This window comes from Methylotuvimicrobium sp. KM1 (genome assembly GCF_044788715.1).
In the GTDB taxonomy this organism is placed as follows: Bacteria; Pseudomonadota; Gammaproteobacteria; order Methylococcales; family Methylomonadaceae; genus Methylotuvimicrobium.
Genome location: NZ_CP173170.1, coordinates 508133 through 531464, shown reverse-complemented (window position 1 = coordinate 531464; position 23332 = coordinate 508133). Strand labels below are relative to the sequence as shown.

The window sequence follows — 23332 nt, the reverse complement described above, 5'->3', positions numbered from 1 at the left end:
AGTGAGGATTGTTACTCAAATGTTAATTATTCTAATTCGACCAGATAAATCCGATGATTCTAATCATTTGCATCACATTTGCCGTATTTGGCGTAATACTCGGATTTTCGGCCATCTATTTTAGGGTCGAAGGCGATCCGATTGTCGATAAAATCGAAGCGATTCTTCCGCAAACGCAATGCGGGCAATGCAGCTTTCCCGGCTGCCGTCCTTATGCCGAAGCGATCGCTGCCGGCGATGCCGATATTAACCAATGCCCGCCGGGAGGACAAGACGGCGTCGAAGCGCTGGCCGACTTACTAGGCGTCGAAGCGAAACCGCTCAACGCCGAATTCGGCGAAGAAAAACCCAAGAGTGTCGCGGTCATCATCGAAGACCTGTGCATCGGCTGCACCAAATGCATTCAAGCTTGCCCGGTAGATGCGATACTTGGCTCCGCGAAGATGATGCATACCGTGATAGCCGACGAATGCACCGGCTGCGAGCTTTGCGTCGACCCTTGCCCGGTCGATTGCATCGTTATGGAACCGATACCCGAAGACCTTAACAACTGGCAATGGCCGGAACCGGTAAAGAAATATGCTTAAAACTTGGCGCTTTCACGGCGGCTTGCGTCTACCCGCTCATAAAAACCTGTCGGCACACCGACCGATCGTTAATGCTGAGTTGCCGAAACAACTGATCTATCCCTTGCAACAACGGCCCGGCGTACAACTCAAAGCGACCGTCGCTCCTGGCGATACTGTGCTGCGCGGCCAAATCATCGCCGATTCCGATCATTTCCTGGCGACCCCGCTTCATGCAGCAAGCTCGGGTACCGTTAAATCAATTGAAGATCGCACCATACCTCACCCCTCCGGGTTATCGGACCCGTGCATCATCATCGACACCGACGGACGCGATGAAACATTGCCGCCGGAACCCGTTGAAGATTACCGCTTAGAGCCCGCTGCTACGTTGCGCGCCAAAATCCGCCAAGCGGGCATTGTCGGTCTCGGCGGCGCGGCGTTCCCTACCTCGATCAAACTGAACCCGGGTCCGCAACGCCATATCGACACACTGATATTGAACGGCGCCGAATGCGAACCCTATATCACCTGCGACAATGTCCTGATGCAGGCCGAACCTGATGTTATCGTTCAAGGCGCGCTGATTTTGATGCATGCGCTACAAGTCGGCGATGGTATTATCGCCGTCGAAGATCATATGACCGAAGCGTTTCAGGCATTATCGGCCGCCATCGAACAATCGAGGGATCGTCGACTGACCGTAGTAAAAATCCCTGCCCTGTATCCAACCGGAGGGGAAAAACAATTAATCCGCGTCGTTACCGGCAAAGAAACGCCGTCAGGCGGCATTCCGGCCGATGTGGGCGTGATTTGTCAAAACGTCGGCACGGCCGCGGCCGTGTATAACGCCATTTGCCGCGGCCTACCATTAACCGCGCGAGTCGTGACCGTCACCGGCCAAGGCGTAAAACAACAACAAAACATGCGTGCGCGCATCGGCACGCCGATTAGCGATTTGATCAACCAATGCGGCGGCTATCAAGACTCTGTAGAGCGTTTGATCATGGGCGGCCCCATGATGGGTTTCGCGTTACCCGAGGACGACATACCAATCGTCAAGGCCACCAACTGCATTCTGGCCGCTGCCGGATCCGAAGTCGCCACAAGTAAAGAGACCCGACCTTGTATTCGCTGCGGGGATTGCGCGAAAGCCTGCCCGGTAGACTTGCTGCCGCAACAGCTTTACTGGCATAGCCGTGCCGGCAATTTGGAGAAATGCAAAGAATTTAGCCTATTCGATTGTATCGAATGCGGCTGTTGCGAGGTTGTTTGTCCGAGCCAGATCCCATTGGTGCAATATTACCGAGCCGCGAAAAGTAAGACCATCGCCAAGGCTAAAGAGGCTGAAAAAGCGGCAATCGCGAAACGCCGGCACGACTTCCTTCTTGAACGCAAGGCTCGTGAGCAGGCCGAGAGAGCCGAACGCTCTCGCCGCAAAAAAGAAGCCCTGGCCAAATTAAAAGCCGCTGAAACCGCCACCGAAGGAGCGGAATAAATGAAATTCTCAACCGTCATGTCGCCGCACCTTCAACCTGTCAACAGTGTTGACCGGGTAATGCTGCAAGTCTTGTTGGCCTTGATTCCCGGCATTGCCGCGATGACTTGGTTTTTCGGCATCGGCGTTTTAATCAACATTGCCCTAGCAGTTGTCGTTGCACTGCTTGCCGAAGCATCGATTCTGGGCTTACGAGGCCGACCGGTCGGCTCGACACTCAAAGACTTGAGCGCTGTCGTAACCGCCGTGCTACTGGCAATTTCGCTGCCGGTTATTGCGCCATGGTGGATTACCGTCGTAGGTAGCTTGTTCGCGATCGTAATCGCCAAACATTTATACGGCGGCTTGGGTTACAACCCTTTCAATCCGGCGATGGCAGGCTATGTCTTACTATTGGTCTCGTTTCCAATGCAGATGACCGCTTGGCTCGCGCCGATCGAACTCGGCTCGGTCGAATTGAATGAAGTCGACTGGCTCAAATTGATTTTTCTGGAGCAACTACCGGTAAACATCGAATTCGATGCGATCACGATGGCCACACCGCTGGATAGCGTCAGAACTCAATTGGGGCTAGGCCGATCGGTACCGGAAATAAAAACCGATTCCGTTTTCGGTTTTATTGCAGGAAAAGGCTGGGAATGGGTGGCCGGAGGCTATTTGCTTGGCGGGCTCTGGCTCATGTGGCGTAAAATCATCGGCTGGCAAATTCCGGTCGGCTTGCTCCTCGGTCTCGGACTCTTCGCGAGTATTTGTTATGCGATTGACAGCAATCAGTTTGCATTGCCAAGCTTTCACTTAGTGGCAGGTGCAACGATGCTGGGCGCTTTTTTTATCGCAACCGATCCGGTGACCGCAGCCACATCGGTTAATGGCCGAATTATTTACGGACTACTGATCGGTTCGTTGGTTTATATTATTCGTGTTTGGGGCGGCTACCCGGATGCAATGGCTTTCGCGGTTTTATTGGGTAACTTAACGGCACCGGCAATCGATTATTTCACTCGGCCTCGCGTCTTCGGTCAAAAAGCATGAACGCTATTATTAAAAAAACTTTATCGGCAGCCGCGATATTGGGCGGATTTTCGTTACTGGGCCTTGGCTTAACCTCACTCACTTTTCATAAAACCGAAGCCAAAATACAGGAAAATGAACGACAAGCCTTACTGACCAATTTAAAAGCCGTGATCCCCGAGTCGCTTTACGACAACGACATAGTCAATGATACGCTCGAAGTGACTGACCTCACCCCGGACGCCAAAAAACCGACAATCATTTATCGCGCCCGAAAAAAAGGCAAGCCGGTCGCCGCGGTCATGACAGTAGTAACACCCAACGGTTATAGCGGTAATATCAGCCTGTTGGTAGCCGTAAAAACCAACGGCGCCCTCACCGGCGTTCGCGCGATTTCTCACCGCGAGACGCCAGGGCTAGGCGATAAAATTGAAATCGAACGTAGCGACTGGATCTTAGCGTTCGACGGAAAGTCACTCGCTATGCCCAAAGCACAAGAATGGGCCGTAAAACGTGACGGCGGCCACTTCGACCAATTGACCGGCGCAACGATCACACCGCGCGCGGTTGTAGGGGCCGTTAAAAACGCATTGCTTTATTTCAAGCACAACCAGGCCCGGATTTTTTCAACGACAGAATCAACTCCCGAAGGAGGAAATTAATGTTCTCCGAATACAGTAAAATCGTCAAAGATGGCTTATGGCTCAATAATCAAGCCTTCGTCGCATTACTCGGACTGTGCCCGCTGCTTGCCGTAAGCAACACGGTCATTAACGGTCTCGGACTAGGCCTTGCGACGACGATGACATTGGTCATGTCGAACACGATCGTCTCACTGATACGTAACTTCGTTCCCGACGAAATCCGTTTACCGGTTTTCGTACTGGTCATTGCCAGCGTGGTCACGATGATCGAACTCGCGATGAACGCGTGGTTCTTCGGACTTTATAAAATCCTCGGCATTTTCATTCCGTTAATCGTCACCAACTGCTCTATCATCGGCCGGGCCGAAGCGTATGCTTCAAAGCAACGTGCCGACAAGGCTTTTTTAGACGGCCTATCGATGGGCCTTGGCTTTACCTTTGCCCTAGTAACGCTTGGCAGTTTGCGTGAAATCATCGGATCGGGAACTTTATTCGCGAAGGCCGAATTGATGTTCGGCGAAGCGGCTAAAACCTGGCAAATCGATCTGATCACCGATTATTCCGGTATGTTGCTGGCAATTTTACCGCCCGGCGCGTTTATCGGCCTCGGCTTGTTGATCGCATTAAAAAATATTATTGATGCCAAGGTCGAACAGCGTAAACCGGCCCATATTCAGATCCCGATTCAAGCCGCCCAGGAACAGTGAACCAAACCAAACGTCAGGCAATTTTCGACAGACTGGCGGCAGCGACACCGGAACCGACTACCGAACTAAACTACTCGTCGCCTTTCGAACTGCTTATCGCTGTCGTGTTGTCGGCCCAAGCCACCGACAAGGGCGTCAACAAAGCCACGGCACAATTATTCCCCATCGCCAATACGCCCGAATCGATTTTGAACCTAGGCGAAGCCGGATTAAAGGAACATATCAAGACTATCGGGCTGTTCAACAACAAGGCTGCAAACATCATTCAACTGTGCCGGCAAGTGCTGGAAAAGCACAACGGCCAGGTTCCGCAAACCCGCGACGAGCTTGAAGCATTACCCGGCGTCGGTCGTAAAACGGCAAACGTCATTTTGAATACCGCGTTCGGCCACCCGACGATTGCAGTAGACACCCATATCTTCCGAGTCGCGAACAGAACACGTATCGCCCCAGGAAAAAACGTGCTCGAAGTCGAACGAAAACTGGACAAACACGTCCCGAAAGCCCACAAAAAAGATGCGCATCATCTACTGATCCTACACGGTCGATATACATGTACGGCGAGAAAACCGAAATGCCCGGATTGCATCATCGCCGACCTCTGCGAATTCAAGGAGAAGACTGTTTAAATCTATTTCACCATGAAGATCATGAAGAATAAGAAGTTAATTCAATAAGTTATTCGGCCTATAAAAATCCTTTTTGCACCTAATAAGGTTGTTCAAATTTTCAGGACAAGCCATTAAAAACTGAATGCACTTCATGTATTTCATGGTTAAACTGCTGAATTTAGGTTAAAGATTAAGGGGCAAATACGTTACAAATAAGACAAACTGCTAACTGCTAACTGCTAACTGCTAACTATTGACCCTGCAAAAAGCCGTTGTATCCTTATTAATAAACATTTCCGCTGTTTGCATGCCTCGCCAAAACATTGTAAAAAGAGGAACTGATCTAGTTGCTTCGCTGTCGCAGCAATGTTGCAATACTGTACTTAGGATTTGATCGCAAATAACTTCCCTATTTTTGGAGGGTTCGGTAACTCGATTGGCAGGTGTCGGCGGCAGGGAAAGCCGCCGTCAAGCCTACATGGACGTATTCACCCAGCACCTAAATCCAGCACCTAAATTCCATAGCCCATTGGCTATGGTTAACTATCTTGGATAATTTAGGTGCTGGGTTCACGGCGCCCTGCCAAGCGAGTTACCGAACACTCAACAAAGCTCATAGTTGCAGGACGTTATTTATCACGAAATCCTTAACGCAATTCATAAACGATTCAGATTTTTTTGCTAGCCTTACAAGGTGTTAATCAATCTGATTTTTTTTCACAACCAAAACACACTAGGATTTATTATGAAAAAAATGAACAAATCGCCATTCGCTGCCGCAATGGGCACCGCTATGGTTTCTACTCTCGCTTTATCTACTGCACACGCCGAGGCTAATCCATTCGGCATGACCGAACTCTCTTCCGGTTACATGCAAGTCGCCGAGGCCGAAATGACCTGCGGAGAAGGCAAATGCGGCGGAATGAAAAACACGCCGAAAATGGAAGAAGGCAAATGCGCCGGCAAAAAAGACGAAAAACCGGCTGCCGACAAGTCAAGCAAGGAAATGACTTGCGGAGAAGGCAAATGCGGCGGCATGACGAAACCGGAAGGCGATGCCGATAAAACAAAATAAAATGAAACAAAACCGCTTTCATTAAAATCTTGCTTTACTTCAAACAAAGCAATTGCGTCCTATATAGAGGGTGATCCAATCACCCTCTATCCAGCAAAAAACAACAGGTGTTCCGATGAACACGACTCAACATCTAGTCCGTGGCGTAGGTCTCGGTTTACGCCGAACTTTTCTAAATAGCATCGTCGACACGCCTCCCGCATCAGTCGATTTTTACGAAATCGCTCCCGAAAATTGGATAACGATCGGCGGCAAATTCGGCCGACAACTACGCAATATGACTGAGCGTTTCGACTTTGTTTGTCACGGACTTTCATTATCGATCGGCAGCACCGACCCGCTTGACGAAACCTTTGTCAAAGCCGTCAAATCCTTCATGGCCGAACACGGTATCAAACTGTATAGCGAACACCTTAGCTATTGCAGTAAAAACGGCCACCTGTACGACCTAATGCCGATTCCTTTTACCGAAGAAGCGATTACCCACACCGCAGCGCGTATCCGCCGCGTACAGGACATTCTCGAACAAAAAATCGCAATCGAAAATGTTTCCTATTATGCAGCACCGGGCCAGGAAATGGATGAAATCGATTTTTTCAACGCCGTGGTCAACGAAGCCGATTGCGAGATCTTGCTCGATCTCAACAATATCTATGTCAATAGCGTCAATCATGGCTACGATGCCGAAACGTTTTTAAGGGCAATACCCGTGCAGAGAATCGCCTATGCGCATATTGCCGGTCATTATGTCGCAGCCGAAGACTTTTTGGTCGACACGCACGGCGCCCCTGTCATCGACCCGGTCTGGAAACTGCTTGGCAAGGCTTACGAACTCTACGGCATATTCCCGACCTTGCTGGAGCGGGACTTCAACATTCCGCCACTGCCGGAGTTAATCAAGGAAACCGAAACGATCGCCGCCATTCAACAGGCTTGGAAAAAGCAACATGAGCGTAGAACAGCATAAAGCCAAAATCGACTTCAAAGCCAAACAGCAAGAATTTGCCGCTTTCATTCGAAACCCCGACCGAAACCCGGCTCCGGACGATGCGGCCCCGGAACGCATGTCGATGTACCGCGAGTTGTTTTTTAATAATGTCGAAAGCTTTTTATCGAGCAACTTTCCGGTATTGAAATCGCTGCTCTCAGAGGAAAGCTGGCTTGCGCTCGCGCGGGACTTTTATTCGGAACACCGCAGCAGCACGCCCTATTTTTCTGAAATCCCAGAAGAATTTTTGGATTATTTGCAAAACGAACGCAAGTGTCCGGACGATTTGCCATTCATGCTCGAACTCGCGCATTACGAATGGGTGGAAATGGCGCTGGCAATCGCAAAGGAAGAAGCGCCCGCAACCATTTCGTCTGAGATGAATTTAAGGCCTTTGCCGTTATTTCTGTCGCCGCTGGCTTGGCTTTTAGCCTATCGTTTTCCGGTTCATCAAATTTCGACAGACTTCATTCCTTATGACGCGCCCGAACAACCCAGTTTTTTGATCGTTTACCGGACTCCGGACGATAACGTGAAGTTCATGCAAATAACGCCATCGACCTATCGTCTTATGGAGATCCTGCAAAATACCCCGGGAATCACTGCCGAATCTTGCTTAACGCAGCTTGCGGGTGAACTCCGGGCAAGCGATACGCAGCTGGTTATCGACCAAGGCTTGAAAACCTTGCGCGAATTAGCGGACAAGTCGATTATTTATAGCGCTTAAAAATTCAAAGTGGGTCACAGGATACGCGTCGCATACCTTTTTTGGCTTAGTAAGCCTGAAAAACTTACGAAAAGGTACGCGGAGCGTACCCTACGATCTTTAAATTTGAGCATTGATGGGGTATTTCATGTTATCAACGATTAACGCGAGATCACAGTCTAAGGTTTCGCAGCTACTCAGAGCACCTTGACCGAACTAGGATGGCGGATCAGCATCGAATAACGTTCCTTGGACCGATTAAGCCAGCCGCGAATTTCCACTTCTTTGCCGACATAGCTATTCGGGTTTGGAAACAAAGCTAAATTAGCGCGTTCGATGCGAAAATCGACATGATCGCTAAGCGCCAAATAAACATATTTACGCGTCGTTCTGATTTTTTTCACGCGCCCGGAAATTCGCTGCCAGCCTCTATGATTACCCGCTCGAAGACTTGAAGCCGGCTTGATTCTGTATTCAGGCAGTTTCCAGATGCCGCGCGAGTTTTTTTCGGCTTCAGTCTGGGCGAGGAGCATTTCGTCGCTATAAAGCAAATTCGGAGGAAAAATATTGAGCGAAGCCCAGCCTAATCTAACCAACTCTAAATTGAGATGCAGACCGTCCTCGGTTAATAAATGCGCAAGTACCCGCCCGTATTTGTCCTTTTGTTCGGTATCGAGAACCAAACGCACGCGCTTGCCTTTCAATGCGTGAGTTAACCAACGTTTAGCTTCTTCGCCTCCAGCCTCCGCGTTTTTATCGCGCCCTTCGACCTCCGGCGCGTTGATGCCGAGTAAGCGAATTTTTCTACCGTCTGCCAGCTTCACCGTGTCTCCGTCATAAACATATTGAATGCGGTGATAAGAATAGCCGGGGTTTATCGTAAGACGCTCGGCGCCTTCTCGTCGCTTGTCCGAAAAATATAATTTGCCGTTTTCATCTTGCCAGCGATAAATTTCATCGGCGCAGGCGGCAGAGATACCCAGCAAAAGAACAATTGATTTAAGCAAGACCTGGAGCATGGATTTAGGATTTCGTGAAAAATAACTTCCTGGAACTATGAGTTTTGTAGCGGGTTCGGTAACTCGCTTGACAGGACGCCGTGAACCCAGCACCTAAATTATCCAAAATAATTAACTATGACCAACGGGCTATGGAATTTAGGTGCTGGGTGAATACGTCCGTGTAGGCTTGACGGCGGCTTTCCCTGCCGCCGACACCTGCCAATCGAATTACCGAACCTGCTTGCCTTGCATTAAAAATAGGGAGGTTATTTATGACCAAATCCTTAATAAGGTTTGACCTAGAAAAAGCATTTCACCATGATGATCATGAAGAATAATAAGTTAATGCAATAACTTGTTGCGCGTTCATATAAAACTTTAAGCTCTTGAGCTACTTAATGAACTTCATGTGCTTCATAGTTAAACTGCCGATTTTAGGTTTAACGATTAGCCGATATCGAGCCGGAACGCTATAATTCCGTGCCAATAAACGCTATTGTACAGAAACATCCCATGATATCCGTTATTCAACGCGTGGCCTGCGCAAAAGTGATTGTCGAGCAACAAGAAATCGCTCTGATCGAACGCGGCATACTCGCTCTGGTCGCGGTCGAAAAAAACGACACCGAAAAGGAAGCGGACCGCTTGCTGGAACGAATCCTAAACTACCGCATTTTCGCCGACGCCGAGGGCAAGATGAATCTCAGTCTGCGCAGCATTAATGGCGGCTTGTTATTGGTGCCGCAATTCACGCTGGCGGCAGACACCGACAGCGGCAATCGGCCTAGTTTCAGCCGAGGCGCTTCCCCCGAACATGGTTTGACACTCTTCAATTATTTGCAAAAAAAAGCCGTCGACTTGCATACACAGGTTCAATTCGGTCAATTCGGCGCCGACATGCAAGTCTCGCTGGTTAATGACGGGCCGGTAACCTTTAGTTTAAGAGTCTCCCCGCGCTGAATATTTGCGCACCCAGGAGCAAATATCTAACCGCCGTCTTCATCTTGCCGCTCAGCACGATCTTTCGCGTGTTTGGGCAACCTTGGAATATTGGCGGTTCGCAACAAAATCAAAGCATTGCCGATAATAAGACTTGCCGCCAAAAATACAAAGCACCAAGCCGCCATTCAATTTCTCGCCGCGTCAATAGAATCGAAAAAGCTCCACGCCCGGGATTTATACCCATCGTAGATCAAAATTCGGCACCGGGGTACCCGTCAAAGGACGCCGTGAATACATCTATGCTGGCAAAGCCTTAGCGAGCGCCATGGATGGAGTGAATGTCGATTTTGCAGGAGCAAAAATCGACCTAGCCACCCCGGCGCCTCCTAAGACACTGCCGAAATTTGAAGCGCGAAAGGTATAACGAGTAAATTACAACGATTTGCGGACGGATAGAACTTAAGTGATAAAATATCGTCAATTATGAATCATGATTCGACGGCGCCGTTCTTCAAATTCGCTCCGCACCGAATCTTTTCCAATCGCTGATTATACGACTCTAACCTAATAATGAAATCCGTTGAATTACTTTCTCCTGCCGGAACCCTTAAAAACATGCGTTACGCTTTCGCTTACGGCGCGGACGCAGTTTATGCCGGCCAACCGCGATATAGTCTGCGCGTGCGCAATAACGACTTTCTGGCCGACAACTTAGCCAAAGGCATCGACGAAGCGCACCGGCTCGGAAAAAAGTTTTTTCTGGCGACCAATGTCATTCCGCATAATAGCAAAATCAAGACTTTCCTAGCCGACATCGCTCCGATCATCGCGATGAAACCGGACGCATTGATCATGGCGGACCCCGGTTTGATAATGATGGTTCGGGAAAATTGGCCGGAAATGCCGGTGCATTTGTCCGTACAAGCCAATACCGTCAACTATGCCACGGTCAAATTTTGGCAAACAATCGGGGTGCAACGCATTATTTTGTCGCGGGAATTGTCGCTCGATGAAATTGCCGAAATCCGCCAGCAATGTCCGGACATGGAATTGGAGGTCTTCGTGCATGGCGCGCTGTGCATTGCCTATTCGGGCCGCTGCTTGCTGTCCGGTTATTTTAACCACCGCGACCCGAATCAGGGTACTTGCACCAATTCCTGCCGCTGGAAATACGACACGCTACCCGCGCATGAAAATGCCGAAGGCGATTATGTGTTGGATGGCGGCGCCTTGTCGATGTCCGAAATCAGTAATGCCAGCTGCGGCGGCGCCGAGCGCCACCCCTTGGCCGATAAGGTTTATTTTTTAGAGGAAGAAGGACGTAAAGGCGAACTGCTGCCGGTCATGGAAGATGAAAACGGCACCTACATCATGAATTCGAAAGACCTGCGCGCGATCGAACATATTCAACGCTTGGTCGAAATCGGCGTCGACAGCCTTAAGATAGAGGGCCGAACCAAATCGCATTATTATGTGGCACGAACCGCGCAAACCTATCGCCAAGCAATCGACGACGCACTGGCCGAACGTCCGTTTAATCCACAATTGCTCGGCGTCTTGGAAAACCTTGCCAACCGGGGTTATACGGACGGCTTTTATCAACGCCACCACACGCATGAGCATCAAAACTATATTACCGGTTATTCGAAAAGCCATCAGCAACAATTTTGCGGTGAAATTAGACACTTCGATTCGGCGACCGGCATGGCCGAAATTGACGTCAAAAACAAATTCTCGGTCGGCGATAAAATTGAATTGATTTTACCCGAAGGCAACCGCGACATTATCGTCGAACATATGGAAGACCTGCACGGCCAACCGATGCAAGAAGCTCTAGGCGGCGGCTACGAGGTAAAAATACCGCTGCCGGAAATAAGCCCGCAACACGGACTGTTGGCGCGTTATTTTTAATGGCAATCCTTGCCAAGACTTGCGCTACTTTGTTTAAAAAGGAATAAACACGAATGCAAACACGTCGTTGCTATAACCGTCGACGGTTTTGTATTCGCGGTAACCTTTCGACACAGCCATTCCTAAAACATATTGGACGCCATTGTATTGAATGACTGCGGAACCTCTTTGTCCTGCCCGCATCGAAAAAAAACGGGCGTCGATCGCCAGCGAATCTCCGGCACCGAGCGACGAGTGATTAGCCGAAGCAATGATCGTTTTGCTGCGGTCGGTAAAAAACGCAAAACATCCTTCGAGCAATTTTCCCGCTTCGTCGCGCGGTAAAACTTCATCGAGCATGCTCGAAAACTGCGGCTCACTATCAAAAACGATGCCGATCCCGCCGAGCACTTGATCCGGACTTGCCAAATGCGTGATCGAGGCATTATAAATATAGGTATAGCGGTTGCCGTAAAATGGTGTCCGGATGAATGGCGAAACGCTGTAGCTTTGCGAATTACTGTTTCTCAACGCTGCCGGCGCTCCGCTTCGCTCATCGACTTGCATACCCAATAACGAGCGCTCGTAAGAATTCGACACCGCCAAGATACGACCGTTTTTATCGTAAAGATAGAGATTAGTATAAACCGTGTACAAAGCGTTGATGTATTGCAATATGTCCGTCATCCGCTGCTCATCCTTTACCGAAATTTCCGGTTGAGCCAAACAGTGTCTAAAAGTCGATGTCAACGCCCACCACCGACAATCGTTAGCTCGTTCGTATAAATTACGATCCATGATATCGACCGCCAACGACGCCAAAAACCCTGCATTATTCAAATGCGAAGACATGACCGTGACTTCCTGAAGGCTATTGACCGAATCGGCGAATATATTCGCAATATCGAAACCGATTTGTTTGATGGCCTCCAAAACCGGCATAAATTCGGCCGCATTTTTCCGGGCCGATGCAATTTGGCCGTTAAGCACCAACAAGCCGAGGTCGGCATTGATATCGGAGGAGGCTTTACGAATATCTTTCAACTCTTGAGGAAAGGTACTGGCTTGATCGATAATATCGGTGTAAGCGCTTCCTCTATCGACTGCTTCATTACGTTTAAAAGCCGTTTCCAACGGCGTCATCATGCGCCCGGTCCAACCTAATCCGAAAAAACCCTGATACCCTTTGGTTTGTCGAGTGTTAACAATATATTCGCGCAGCTTATACGACGCGATATTTACCGGATTAGCATTAGCAAAAGCCGCTTGTAGCGGCATTAATTGCTCATCGCTACTAGCGATTACTTTTCCGTCGGTACCCAATATCATTAGCGTGCCATCGTCACCCGCTGCTAGTAGATCGCCGAAAATGCCAGCCATTTCATCGTCGAACCGAAAACATAAACATAAAACGCCTATTGCTTTCGCTCCTTGCTGGTTACTTTCGGTTATTTTGCAGGAATAAATCAGCGAATGCTGTTTATTCGACTGTAATTCCGAATATCGAAACGTTTCGGTATATTCCGCACTCGATTTTAGAGTTTCGGCAATAAGAGGATCCGTTGAATGACTGATCGGGTTCTCGTTGTCCAAATGCGCTTTAACCCGCCCCTCGGTATCGAAAATAATGATCTCGTCATATACGCTATACTTTTTTACATATTCGCGCAGTCGATTTTCGATAAAATCAATCCCTTCCCGATCTGAGTTTCCGGAAATAAGGAAAGAGCGAATATCGTCGTCTGTGGCTAAAAAACCCACATCCGCCGTGCGTTCAAACAAATTACGAATCAGTAAATCGATCGCGACTTGCGCCTTCGATGAATTATCAAGCACTAATTTTTTCAAATTCTCGACCAGCAAATTATAAGTCAGCTTCTGTTGCAACTCGCCGAATTTACTTTTCGTCAAATTCATGTCGTCAAGAATGGTCGACGCCACATTATGGCTATTGATCTTACCGATCAACGCAATTTTCCCCCACCAATCGTTTAGCGAGGCAAGACGAGCCTCGTAACTCTTTACGGCCGGCATGGCAGACAATAACTTAGTTTTATTCGTTTCAATTATCGTGTTCATAAATAGCTTAATTTATCCGTCATCAGTACCCCACCCCCAAACTTAAACACTAATCATGCCAAAATGACATCTCAAGTAGAAATAAAATACCCGCCTTGGTCTATTCTTGAGTAATGCACCACTATGACACAATGAAGCACCAATTCGACTCCTCAAATACATCCATCACAAACTATTTTTACCGCAATTCTGTTATGATATGTTTCCAACAGCCTTAATCACGGTAATGCCAATGACGTTTACCACTGCCGATCTATGTGACGAATACTCCGGAATTAACGGCTTTCAAATCGCCGACCCCACTTTCAGAATATTCGGAGCAACGCCGGCTTTTTGCGGGCAAATTACGACGATTAAAACTTTTGAAGACAATGCATTAGTCAAATCAACCTTATCGACAAAAGTATCGAGACGCGTCTTAGTCGTCGACGGCGGAGGTTCGCACCGCTGCGCCCTGATCGACCGGGAGCTTGCTCAATTGGCCTACGATAACGGCTGGCAAGGAATCGTGGTCTATGGCTGTATTCGCAATGCGGCCGCAATCGATACGATTCCGATCGGGATTCGCGCGCTCCACGCGCATCCGCTTAAAAGCACAACAAAGGGCCAAGGAGAACAGGACAGCATTGTGACTTTCGCAGGCGTACAATTTAGAAAAGATTATTTTTTATATGCCGATAGTGATGGAATTATCGTCTCAGAGGCAGAATTGAGTTAACACAGCCCTTACTAAATATAGCGCATTCTGCCTAATCTATTGAACTATACAAGTTAAAAAATCATGCCCGCTTTTACGCAGCTTTTTAAAAGACTCAGGCTACAATGTAGCACCATACCATTCGCTTTTATTCAATATTCAATATTTTATGATTGGCAAATGTTAAAGCTGGGTTAAAATAATCCCACCTTAACCTACTAATTTAGTCAAGATATGCAAATAATACTCGCCAACCCCCGTGGATTTTGTGCCGGAGTGGATAGGGCCATTGAAATCGTTGATCAAGCTCTCGAAGCGTTCGGCGCCCCGATATACGTCCGCCATGAAGTCGTCCATAACAGAACCGTCGTCGACGGCCTTAAAGATAAAGGCGCGATTTTCATCGAAGACTTGAGCGATGTCCCTGTCGGCTCTTATTTGATTTTCAGCGCACACGGCGTTTCGAAAAAAGTCCAAGAAGAAGCCGAGGAGCGTAATTTAACCGTTTTCGATGCAACCTGCCCCCTAGTCACCAAAGTCCATTTGCAGGTTGCCAAGCACGCCAAACAAGACAGAGAGGTCATACTGATCGGTCACGCCGGCCACCCGGAAGTCGAAGGCACAATGGGTCAATATGAAAAATGCACCGAAAACGGCGGCATTTATTTAGTCGAAACACCGGAAGATGTCGCTAAGTTGAAGGTCAATAATCCTAATAATCTGGCCTACGTGACGCAAACGACGCTGTCCATGACCGACACAAAAGTGATGGTCGACGCACTCCGAGCACGTTTTGCCTCAATTCAGGAACAGAAAAAGGACGATATATGTTATGCCACGCAAAACCGGCAGGATGCCGTTTATGATCTTGCCAATAAAACCGATTTGATTCTCGTGGTCGGCTCTCCGAATAGTTCCAACTCTAACCGCTTACGGGAAATCGCCGAACAACTGGGCAAGCCTGCTTATTTAATCGACACTGCTAACGACATGAACCAAGAGTGGTTCGACGACATCTCTGCCGTAGGCGTTACTGCAGGAGCATCGGCACCGGAAGTTCTGGTACAAGAAGTTATCAACCAATTGAAAGCCTGGGGCGGTCAATCAATTACTGAAAACAAAGGCATTGAAGAGAAAGTCGTCTTTTCTCTGCCCAGAGGTCTAAAAAAAACCGCATAGTGACTTAGGTCTTTAGAAAAACCCGGGCAAGGACGCCCAAAAACACGAATCAAGCACTAACCCCTCCTATAACGCGCCCATTCACCATTCACCATTCACCATTCACCATTCACCATTCACCATTCACCATTCACCATTCACCATTCACCATTCATCTTTCATCTTTCATCTTATCTATTCATGCAACCGGCCGGTTCTGCCGCTGAGCATACCAACGCATGAAATAACCTTTAGGCAAATGTACACCGTTGCGCACATAGAATAGATTATATTCATTATTAAGCGTTGCATTCAGCAAGCGCCGCGACGCCCCTGTTCCGCAAAACAAAATTTGATCGCCAATTTTAATTCGATAGTCGTCTGGGGGAAGTACACTTATCACTTCTCCCGACTTAACGACAAAGGCAATCAAATCAAGTTTTCGATTAAAATTATCGGGATGCTTTAAAATATCTCCCAACAGCACCTGCTCCCCTTCCTCCAGGCATGCAGCAACTGCGCTACAGCGGTCTCTCTCAATATCCACTGTGATTAAATGCGGCTGCCTACGCCCGATTTTTTGCTCGAGCTGCTGAATCACCTTCGCCATATCCTCCTTTCTACCCGGTTCGTCTTTCAACAAATGCTGAAAAAAAGGCTTTAATAGCGGGGCGACCAGCAAAAATAAAACACGCCGCGCGGTCACCAACGTCGGCTGCATAATCATATCGATTTGCGACGCCTCGAAAGCAATTCGATTTTCATGGCGATTTTGCCGAACCAAGGTAAACAAGTTACCATTCAGTTTACGCGCATTCAGCAATATTCCTAGGTTATGCCCGTCATCGTCGGTTCCCGCCAAAATCCCTACGGCATTTTCTATTCCGGCCTGCGCCAAGGTTTTAGCCGTGGTCCGCCCCACGATGTAACTATCGATCCCCTCTTCTTCGCTACAGTCATGCGGATCAATAACCACCGTTTTCATGCCTTGCTTGACCAAGGCATGATTGATTTCATGCCCCATCCGTCCGTAGCCGCAGACAATCCATTTTCCGAACGGCGGCTTAATAGCATCGCTGAGACGAACCCGGGGCGCCCTAACTAGCCAGTTATTCAACGGATAAAAACTAGGATGCGTCATCGTCGTTACCAACACCTTCGCGAACATTTTGAACGGATCGACGATATGAACCTCGCCCCCCAAATTCGCGAGCGTTTCTTCGAAAACATCGACCTTTGACAACGTAATAATTCTGATACTCGGATTCAACAAACGCGCCAATGCAGAAATTTTTAGATTAATCTCTTCGTTATTGGTAATTGCAACAATCGCTTGGCAATTGCGTCTTCTGATGCCTGCTTCAAGTAAATGCTTAGGCACGCTTGCATCTGCGCATAAACCCGGCATCGGCACCCGGTAATCCCTCAACGTCAATGCCCTAATCCGATCCTCATCGCCATCGATGAAAACTGCCGGAACACCATAATCGCTTAAACCGCGAGCCAATACGCTACCGGTGTCGCCGAAACCGCAGATAATAAAATAAGGCTCGGAAATCCTAAGCACCTGCCGAGAAAACTTTCGCTCCTCGACCGCTCGCACAAAGAAAGGGTTCTGGAAAAGTCTTACGATACTTCCTATCGCATAAAACCAGGTAATCACGCTCACATACAGACAAACCATCGCCCAAAGCCTTTGAGCATCGTTAAATTCAAAAGGAATTTCTCCAAAACCGGTCGTCGTCGCGGTATAGGTCATAAAATAAAACGCGTGAAATACACTTAAGTATTGGGGTTTACCGTCGACTTCATGACCGGGAATAAAGACCATTCCCAAAATTGACACTGCATAAACCGTAATCAAAGCCATCACCGGTCTGCGCATTTCGCGCATGACAATAAAACTGACTCGGCTTAAATCGGTACTTTCCGCCATGCGCTACCCCTCTGTTAAATCGTTCATTACAACCGAGACATCAGCGTATCGGATACCAAAATAATGACGGATATAAAATTAGCCAGCAAAGCCCCGCCGCTTAGCGAAATAATGCTTACCATTACATCGGACGTCAATCCGGTTTCGGTTACATGAATAACAACGGTCCAATATGTAGCAGCCGCCACCAAGTGCAGGTCGGCAACCAGACTAGTCGCCAGTAACACAGCGCCAATTTGCGAGCGATCGCCCAACTTTAAGCCGGTCGCAATAAAATTAACGACGATAATCGCAAACAGCTCAAAAACATTATGATGCTCGGGATTATCCATCTCCCCTAGAAAGAATCCGAAATTCAAGGTTAATGACAATACGATAAAAAAACCGAAAACGACTTTCTCAAAATTCATCTAAATAATGCTCCGGAATATAAATCAAACTGTGAATGTTATCCTAATCTGTATTAGAATTAGAAAGATATTAACAATCGATAAAAAATCACAACGCTGACTGATATTTATTGTTAAAATTGTAAGCTTTGAATTACAAACCGGAGAATTACAATGGCATTAACCGCAATGGACCTTGTTGCTGCCGCTAAGAAAAACATCAAAGAAGTGGATGTTGCGTCGGCAAAATCAGATTTTTCCAAATATTTAGTTCTAGATGTCCGAGCGCCCGGTGAATTTGTTGCCGGTTCTCTGCCCGGAGCCATCAACATTTCGAGAGGTGTTTTGGAATTTAAAATTGCTAGCCACCCGGATTTCGAAAATAAACAAGATACCGATATTTTAGTTTATTGCCAGACCGGCGGACGCTCGGCATTAGCTACCGAAGTGCTTAATAAAATGGGTTATAGTAAAGCCGTCAGCCTAGAGGGCGGATATCAAGCTTGGCAAAAAAGCGACGCAACCGACGAGTAAATGCCCGCTGTTGAATCGTTAAGATTGGATAAATGGCTATGGGCTGCGCGCTTCTTCAAAACGCGCAAGCTCGCCGCCGATGCAGTGTCCGGCGGCAAGGTTCACCTGAATAATCAAAGAACCAAACCAGGCAAAGAAATTGCCACCGGCGCCAAGCTTTCCATCCATAAGGATCAATATAGCTGGGACATTACCGTCATCGGCCTAAACAGTCAACGCCGCCCTGCATCCGAAGCGGCGCTACTTTACGAAGAAACCGCGGAAAGCCGAGAAAAACGGCAACAATTAATTATTCGTCAACGCGAAGAACAGGCCAATTTCGAACGCTTCGAAAGACCTTCCAAACCAAACAAAAAAGACCGTCGCTTGATTCACCGCTTCAAACGAGGCTAACCCCTATATATGGGCGCCTCAATCACAAACAAGTCGGAGGCTTCGGCAACCCGGCCAGCTTACACGCAGACTTCAACGGCCCATCCGGAAACAATCGTTGCAAATAACGACTATTACCCTTTTCCGCCCCTAAACGCTTAGCTACTGCCTTAGTAAAAACCCTGGCGTTTGGCAAGTGTTTAAATTGAAGATAATAGCCCCTAATAAAATAGATGATTTCCCAATGAGCATCGGTTAATGTAATCGAATTGGCCTTAGCAAGATCGCTCGCCACTGCCTCGTTCCAGTCATTCATATCGATCAAAAATCCTTGATCCGTCAGAGAGGGAAATTCCCCTTCGGCATTCAGCACCATGACAAAGACTGCCGATGCATAACGGCTAATTCGACCCACTCGGCATATTCGATAGCCCTGATTCCGTCAATCAAATCACCTCGGTCGATGCCGAACAAGGCCAAGTCATCGGACAATGAACATAAATAACAACTTTTAGCCGATTGCTTTAAAACCTTCGCCATACTCCCTCTCTCGATCAGACGAAGTATTGATGAGCCTATAAAAATTACAGCATCGCCGGCCTCAATACGCTCCAAAACGGCATCCACTTCGGATGACTGAAAAATCAAATGCAACATACTGATTATTCGATATGTGTTAACTTCAGACCCACCAATCCGACAACGACCAGGACAATGGAAAACAACCGCAAAATTTCGGCGGACTCCTTAAAAAGCACGATGCCGATAACGGCAACGCCGACCGCTCCCATGCCGGTCCATACCGCGTATGCAGTACCCAGCGGTAACGTTCTAATAGACAACATAAGCAAATAAAAACTGGCCGCACCAAAAACGATTGTCATTAAACTTGGCCAAAGACGAGTAAAACCTTGGTTATACTTTAAGCTCAATGCAAAAACAATTTCCGCCAAACCGGCACATAACAACAAAAACCAAGCCACGCGCTTCAATCCTTCATAGACTTATTAATTAAATATTCTACAATATCAAATCGTTTGATAGACCGACTGCACATCGATTTTCAGCCTACCACATTAATACTCAGAATGTTTTGACGGGTTTCTGCTCCGACAAAAAACCCGCCATCTCAGACCCTCGATGCTTGCAGCGACTCAAACAGCACATCGGCGCAGAACCATGCTTCGCCATAAAGGCTGTACTTTTATAACTTATTTACACCCCATTATGAACAAGCAATCGGATCACATCGTACGCGACCAACGACAGATCATCAATTATCTGGCACTGCTGATTAACGAGAAGGCCCTAATCAATCTAAACATCGGCAATAACGAATCGTTCATCACCACATTAATTGCCATCGATAAGGACACACATAGCCTTCTGTTCGATCTCAGCCCCAAGGAATACCAAAACAGACAATTACCGGATACATCAAATGCGGTCTTCCGCACCGTATTGTCGGGCATTAAAATAAAATTCGAGGGCAAAGACATCGTCAAAACCCGCTATCAAGGCGACACCGTGTTTGCAATGCCAATACCTGAAAGCATGCTGTGGCTGCAACGCCGTCAATTTTACCGAATTAAATCGCCAATTTCGAAAGCCAGCCATCTAAAACTAAGCGTTAAAGACCAAGTAATTCCACTTCGTCTCTACGATATTAGTATCCCCGGTTTTTCCTTGTTAAACGATTCGGAGCCGCTTAACCAAATATTAACGCCCGGTAAAATCTTTAAAAATTGCCGATTGAACTTGGCCGATCTAGGAGAAGACGCGGTCGATTTTATAGTGCTATACCGCATACCGTTAAACCCGAATAAGCCGGACAAAACCATGAAAATAGGCTGCCGACTCACCTCGATATCACCCGCCTTCGAATCTTGCATACAACGCTATATGCAACAAATCGAACGAGAACTTAAACAAAAAACCTAAACGAACATGCCCTTAACACTCGACAGTAAACTCTATACGGTTTCACAACTCAACCGGGAAAGCAAACGAGTGCTTATCGAGCATTTTTTCTCGGTGCGGGTAGAAGGGGAAATCTCTAATTTAAGCACACCCTCTTCCGGCCACATTTATTTTTCCTTGAAAGATAATGCCGCGCAAATCCGTTGCGCGATGTTCAAGACCCAACTGCGCCGTCTCAAGTTTAAGCCGGCGAACGGACTGCAAGTGATTGCAACCGCACAAGTCACCTTATACGAGCCTCGCGGCGATTATCAGCTAGTCGTCGAAAACCTCGAGGAAACCGGGGACGGCGCACTGCGCATGGCCTTTGAAGCGCTTAAACATCAATTATCGAAGGAAGGACTGTTCGACGTCTCTCGCAAAAAGCCTCTACCGGCACTGCCTCATTGCATCGGCATCATTACCTCTCCTAGCGGCGCCGCAATCAGAGACATTCTGACCGTACTAAAACGGCGCTTTCCAGCTATTCCGGTCATTTTGTATCCTGTTTCGGTGCAAGGCGATAACGCCAAACACGATATTGTACGGGCATTGAATCTGGCCAACACGCTCGACCAATGCGACATACTGATTCTCGGCCGCGGCGGCGGCTCTCTGGAAGACCTGCAAGCCTTCAACGAAGAAGCCGTCGCGCGAGCAATCGCGGCAAGCGCCATTCCAGTTATCGCCGGCGTCGGCCATGAAATTGACGTGACGATAGCCGATTTTGTTGCCGATCTTCGCGCAGCTACACCTTCTGCCGCCGCCGAGCATGCAGTTCCCGATCAGCGAGAATGGCAAAGTCGTTTTATCTCGCTGGAAACCAAACTTTCGCAACATCTCGGCAGACAACTTACGCAAAAAGCACAAACTTTAGCCTGGCTCGATAAGCGACTAAAACAACAACACCCCGGTCAAAAACTAGCCGCTAACGCCCAACGCCTTGACGAACTGGAATTAAGACTCGCCCGCGCGACTCGGCGTAAACTGCTGCAATGTCACTCGAATCTAGACACTCAATCGGCAAAATTACATAATCAATCTCCGGCGCATATAATCAACAGCCTTGCCCTACGACAACATTATCTTCAGCAGCGCCTCAATAGCGCCTGGCAACGAAAATTCGAACACTTACATCAGCGACTCAACCAAGCCGGCCAAACGCTTCATGCGGTCAGCCCTTTGGCAACGCTGAATCGAGGCTATGCTCTCGTCACCGACACGGAAACCGACACAGTAATTCGCTCGACCCGGCAAATCGAAAAAGACGCTGTTGTATTGACTCGTTTGGCCAATGGACGATTTACCAGTCGCGTAGAAACGATTACCGAGGATTAAAAAATCCACACCAAAATCAATCCGCAAACGAATCATCGACACTTTAATTAGCCAAGCAACGGCCACTGCTGAATAACCCGATAATCAACGCCCCCAGGCGCGGAGCATGATTCGACTAAACAAAAAGAATTGGAATGCCAAATAATCGGGTCGAATTTCGTTTGAACCGATTGCTTGGCTTTTCTTATCAGTGTCACATGGGGCCGATACGAACGCTCATCAATCGGATAATCGAACGATGAAACCATTGTCGACAAATGCTCGGCCAAAATCATCGACTTATCGTCTGGATGACTGCTAGTTAAGCATATTATGCCCGGCTTTCGCCAAAAACTAAGCTCATCGAAATGGATCGTGACCGGCTCAAGCTTTTTCATTTCGTCGGCGGCCCGAACCATCGCCGACTCGAGCGCGTCGTCAACAGCCCCTAAAAATACCAATGTGACATGAAGGTTACCCGGATTAACTGACCTATCTCCAGCCTTTAACAAACGACGCGCCAACTCTTCGCATTGGCTTCGGACCGCCGCATCCGGCCACAACGCAAAAAACAATCTTTTCACGATTATTCAGCCTAAAAACAACTAAAATAATCCAACATCAATTCTTCGCAATTGAAAAACTGTCTGGGCAATTTAAAATAGATATAGAGTCTCATAACGAATTCAGCTAAAACACCGAATACAGCTAATCTTGACATTGCGATCCACAAGCGTGAACTGCTTTTTGGTGAACTTCGCCATATTCCGACAGCCCACCAAAGCACAGGCGCCGCCAGAATAAAATGAATATTCCACCAACTCGAGACACTAATGCCCCCGGTCCAAACCCAATAATCCGCTCCATATAAAGCACCATTCAGGACCACAAAAAAAGGCCAAAAAATCCGCCACAATTGAAATTCGCCTAACCACCCTGCCAATAAATACTGGTAAGGCTCGTCGGTCGAAAGCGCGGCTTCCGTAGCGTCCAGCTCCGGAAACGGTGCGCTAATATACAATACCGCATAAAGACAAACAGCTACGATACACAGCTCGACAAGCCCGATCAGGCTGCCTTGTGCGATAATCAAGGCTAAAGTATTGATGAACATGAGCAAGCAACCTCGAAATAAATTGACGGCTAGACGATAATTAAATGACTTAATAAATATTGCTGCAGACCGAATTGTTTAGCGGGACGGGGTTTGCTACCCATGCGCATCAAGCTAAGCGGAGCACACCGCTGCCAA

At 47.9% G+C, this 23332-nt stretch carries 27 protein-coding genes; 17 read left to right on the top strand and 10 right to left on the bottom strand.

The window, feature by feature from the left end; translation table 11 throughout:
- Positions 1 to 53: 53 nt before the first annotated feature.
- The 9 genes from rsxB to ACINK7_RS02435 all read left to right on the top strand — a co-directional run bounded on the left by rsxB (position 54) and on the right by ACINK7_RS02435 (position 7827).
- Positions 54 to 587 carry an electron transport complex subunit RsxB gene (gene rsxB / locus ACINK7_RS02475; RefSeq protein WP_341327370.1) on the top strand — a complete coding sequence of 178 codons (534 nt, stop codon included), beginning with the start codon at positions 54 to 56 and terminating at the stop codon, positions 585 to 587.
- Positions 580 to 2064, top strand: a complete 1485-nt coding sequence (gene rsxC, locus ACINK7_RS02470; RefSeq protein WP_404359678.1) for an electron transport complex subunit RsxC — start codon at positions 580 to 582, stop codon at positions 2062 to 2064. Before rsxB ends, rsxC begins: the two co-directional genes overlap by 8 nt.
- Positions 2065 to 3096: an electron transport complex subunit RsxD gene (rsxD, locus tag ACINK7_RS02465; protein ID WP_404359676.1), complete on the top strand. Its 1032-nt coding sequence runs from the start codon at positions 2065 to 2067 to the stop codon at positions 3094 to 3096. It begins immediately after the preceding gene.
- On the top strand, positions 3093 to 3737 hold the full coding sequence (gene rsxG / locus ACINK7_RS02460) for an electron transport complex subunit RsxG (RefSeq protein WP_404359674.1): 645 nt from the start codon (positions 3093 to 3095) through the stop codon (positions 3735 to 3737). The genes rsxD and rsxG overlap by 4 nt, the downstream gene beginning before the upstream one ends.
- Entirely contained in the window at positions 3737 to 4426 is a 690-nt protein-coding gene (locus ACINK7_RS02455; RefSeq protein WP_404359672.1) for an electron transport complex subunit E, read from the top strand. The genes rsxG and ACINK7_RS02455 overlap by 1 nt, the downstream gene beginning before the upstream one ends.
- Positions 4423 to 5055 (top strand): endonuclease III, encoded by a 633-nt coding sequence (nth, locus tag ACINK7_RS02450; protein WP_404359670.1) that lies wholly within the window; start codon positions 4423 to 4425, stop codon positions 5053 to 5055. Before ACINK7_RS02455 ends, nth begins: the two co-directional genes overlap by 4 nt.
- 727 nt (positions 5056 to 5782) lie before the next feature.
- Positions 5783 to 6112 (top strand): hypothetical protein, encoded by a 330-nt coding sequence (locus ACINK7_RS02445; RefSeq protein WP_404359669.1) that lies wholly within the window; start codon positions 5783 to 5785, stop codon positions 6110 to 6112.
- 115 nt (positions 6113 to 6227) lie between these two features.
- The gene (locus ACINK7_RS02440) at positions 6228 to 7079 is read left to right on the top strand and encodes a DUF692 domain-containing protein (protein ID WP_404359667.1); all 852 of its coding nucleotides are present in this window, start codon (positions 6228 to 6230) and stop codon (positions 7077 to 7079) included.
- Positions 7060 to 7827 carry a DUF2063 domain-containing protein gene (locus tag ACINK7_RS02435; RefSeq protein ID WP_404359665.1) on the top strand — a complete coding sequence of 256 codons (768 nt, stop codon included), beginning with the start codon at positions 7060 to 7062 and terminating at the stop codon, positions 7825 to 7827. Before ACINK7_RS02440 ends, ACINK7_RS02435 begins: the two co-directional genes overlap by 20 nt.
- Positions 7828 to 8003: 176 nt before the next feature.
- On the opposite strand, the gene ACINK7_RS02430 is transcribed toward ACINK7_RS02435, so the two are convergent.
- Positions 8004 to 8813, bottom strand: coding sequence for a thermonuclease family protein (locus tag ACINK7_RS02430; protein WP_404359663.1), 810 nt, complete (start codon positions 8811 to 8813; stop codon positions 8004 to 8006).
- Positions 8814 to 9320: 507 nt separating this feature from the next.
- On the opposite strand from ACINK7_RS02430, the gene dtd reads away from it, so the two are divergent.
- On the top strand, positions 9321 to 9767 hold the full coding sequence (dtd, locus tag ACINK7_RS02425) for a D-aminoacyl-tRNA deacylase (protein WP_404359660.1): 447 nt from the start codon (positions 9321 to 9323) through the stop codon (positions 9765 to 9767).
- Between the two features lie 26 nt (positions 9768 to 9793).
- Here the strand turns inward: dtd and ACINK7_RS02420 are convergent, their stop codons facing one another.
- Positions 9794 to 9934, bottom strand: coding sequence for a hypothetical protein (locus tag ACINK7_RS02420; RefSeq protein ID WP_404359658.1), 141 nt, complete (start codon positions 9932 to 9934; stop codon positions 9794 to 9796).
- A 385-nt stretch (positions 9935 to 10319) separates the two neighbouring features.
- On the opposite strand from ACINK7_RS02420, the gene yegQ reads away from it, so the two are divergent.
- Positions 10320 to 11660, top strand: a complete 1341-nt coding sequence (gene yegQ / locus ACINK7_RS02415; protein WP_404359656.1) for a tRNA 5-hydroxyuridine modification protein YegQ — start codon at positions 10320 to 10322, stop codon at positions 11658 to 11660.
- Between the two features lie 33 nt (positions 11661 to 11693).
- Here the strand turns inward: yegQ and ACINK7_RS02410 are convergent, their stop codons facing one another.
- Positions 11694 to 13718, bottom strand: a complete 2025-nt coding sequence (locus tag ACINK7_RS02410; RefSeq protein ID WP_404359654.1) for a hypothetical protein — start codon at positions 13716 to 13718, stop codon at positions 11694 to 11696.
- Between the two features lie 232 nt (positions 13719 to 13950).
- On the opposite strand from ACINK7_RS02410, the gene rraA reads away from it, so the two are divergent.
- Entirely contained in the window at positions 13951 to 14436 is a 486-nt protein-coding gene (gene rraA, locus ACINK7_RS02405) for a ribonuclease E activity regulator RraA (RefSeq protein WP_404359653.1), read from the top strand.
- Between the two features lie 213 nt (positions 14437 to 14649).
- Positions 14650 to 15594 (top strand): 4-hydroxy-3-methylbut-2-enyl diphosphate reductase, encoded by a 945-nt coding sequence (gene ispH, locus ACINK7_RS02400; RefSeq protein WP_404359651.1) that lies wholly within the window; start codon positions 14650 to 14652, stop codon positions 15592 to 15594.
- Between the two features lie 178 nt (positions 15595 to 15772).
- Here the strand turns inward: ispH and ACINK7_RS02395 are convergent, their stop codons facing one another.
- A complete protein-coding gene (locus ACINK7_RS02395) occupies positions 15773 to 17509 on the bottom strand; it encodes a potassium channel family protein (protein WP_404359649.1) in 1737 nt (578 codons plus the stop codon).
- A 26-nt stretch (positions 17510 to 17535) separates the two neighbouring features.
- Complete coding sequence (locus ACINK7_RS02390; RefSeq protein WP_341327355.1) at positions 17536 to 17919, bottom strand: DUF6394 family protein; 384 nt, start codon at positions 17917 to 17919, stop codon at positions 17536 to 17538.
- A gap of 153 nt (positions 17920 to 18072) precedes the next feature.
- On the opposite strand from ACINK7_RS02390, the gene ACINK7_RS02385 reads away from it, so the two are divergent.
- Together ACINK7_RS02385 and ACINK7_RS02380 are read left to right on the top strand one after the other, a co-directional pair.
- Complete coding sequence (locus ACINK7_RS02385) at positions 18073 to 18432, top strand: rhodanese-like domain-containing protein (protein ID WP_404359647.1); 360 nt, start codon at positions 18073 to 18075, stop codon at positions 18430 to 18432.
- The gene (locus ACINK7_RS02380; protein ID WP_404359645.1) at positions 18433 to 18825 is read left to right on the top strand and encodes an RNA-binding S4 domain-containing protein; all 393 of its coding nucleotides are present in this window, start codon (positions 18433 to 18435) and stop codon (positions 18823 to 18825) included.
- A gap of 22 nt (positions 18826 to 18847) precedes the next feature.
- Here ACINK7_RS02380 and ACINK7_RS02375 read toward each other — a convergent pair whose 3' ends face one another.
- Genes ACINK7_RS02375 through ACINK7_RS02365 form a run of 3 tightly spaced genes read right to left on the bottom strand, consistent with a single transcriptional unit; the run spans position 18848 to position 19787 of the window.
- The gene (locus tag ACINK7_RS02375) at positions 18848 to 19180 is read right to left on the bottom strand and encodes a TusE/DsrC/DsvC family sulfur relay protein (RefSeq protein WP_404361403.1); all 333 of its coding nucleotides are present in this window, start codon (positions 19178 to 19180) and stop codon (positions 18848 to 18850) included.
- The gene (locus ACINK7_RS02370; protein ID WP_404359643.1) at positions 19171 to 19461 is read right to left on the bottom strand and encodes a DsrH/TusB family sulfur relay protein; all 291 of its coding nucleotides are present in this window, start codon (positions 19459 to 19461) and stop codon (positions 19171 to 19173) included. The genes ACINK7_RS02375 and ACINK7_RS02370 overlap by 10 nt, the downstream gene beginning before the upstream one ends.
- Positions 19462 to 19466: 5 nt before the next feature.
- On the bottom strand, positions 19467 to 19787 hold the full coding sequence (locus ACINK7_RS02365; RefSeq protein ID WP_404359641.1) for a DMT family transporter: 321 nt from the start codon (positions 19785 to 19787) through the stop codon (positions 19467 to 19469).
- 244 nt (positions 19788 to 20031) lie between these two features.
- On the opposite strand from ACINK7_RS02365, the gene ACINK7_RS02360 reads away from it, so the two are divergent.
- On the top strand, positions 20032 to 20745 hold the full coding sequence (locus ACINK7_RS02360; protein ID WP_404359639.1) for a flagellar brake protein: 714 nt from the start codon (positions 20032 to 20034) through the stop codon (positions 20743 to 20745).
- Between the two features lie 6 nt (positions 20746 to 20751).
- A complete protein-coding gene (gene xseA, locus ACINK7_RS02355; protein WP_404359637.1) occupies positions 20752 to 22101 on the top strand; it encodes an exodeoxyribonuclease VII large subunit in 1350 nt (449 codons plus the stop codon).
- Between the two features lie 47 nt (positions 22102 to 22148).
- Here xseA and thpR read toward each other — a convergent pair whose 3' ends face one another.
- Both thpR and ACINK7_RS02345 read right to left on the bottom strand, forming a co-directional pair.
- On the bottom strand, positions 22149 to 22664 hold the full coding sequence (gene thpR / locus ACINK7_RS02350) for an RNA 2',3'-cyclic phosphodiesterase (RefSeq protein WP_404359636.1): 516 nt from the start codon (positions 22662 to 22664) through the stop codon (positions 22149 to 22151).
- Positions 22665 to 22675: 11 nt separating this feature from the next.
- The gene (locus ACINK7_RS02345; protein WP_404359634.1) at positions 22676 to 23194 is read right to left on the bottom strand and encodes a hypothetical protein; all 519 of its coding nucleotides are present in this window, start codon (positions 23192 to 23194) and stop codon (positions 22676 to 22678) included.
- Positions 23195 to 23332 lie beyond the last annotated feature (138 nt).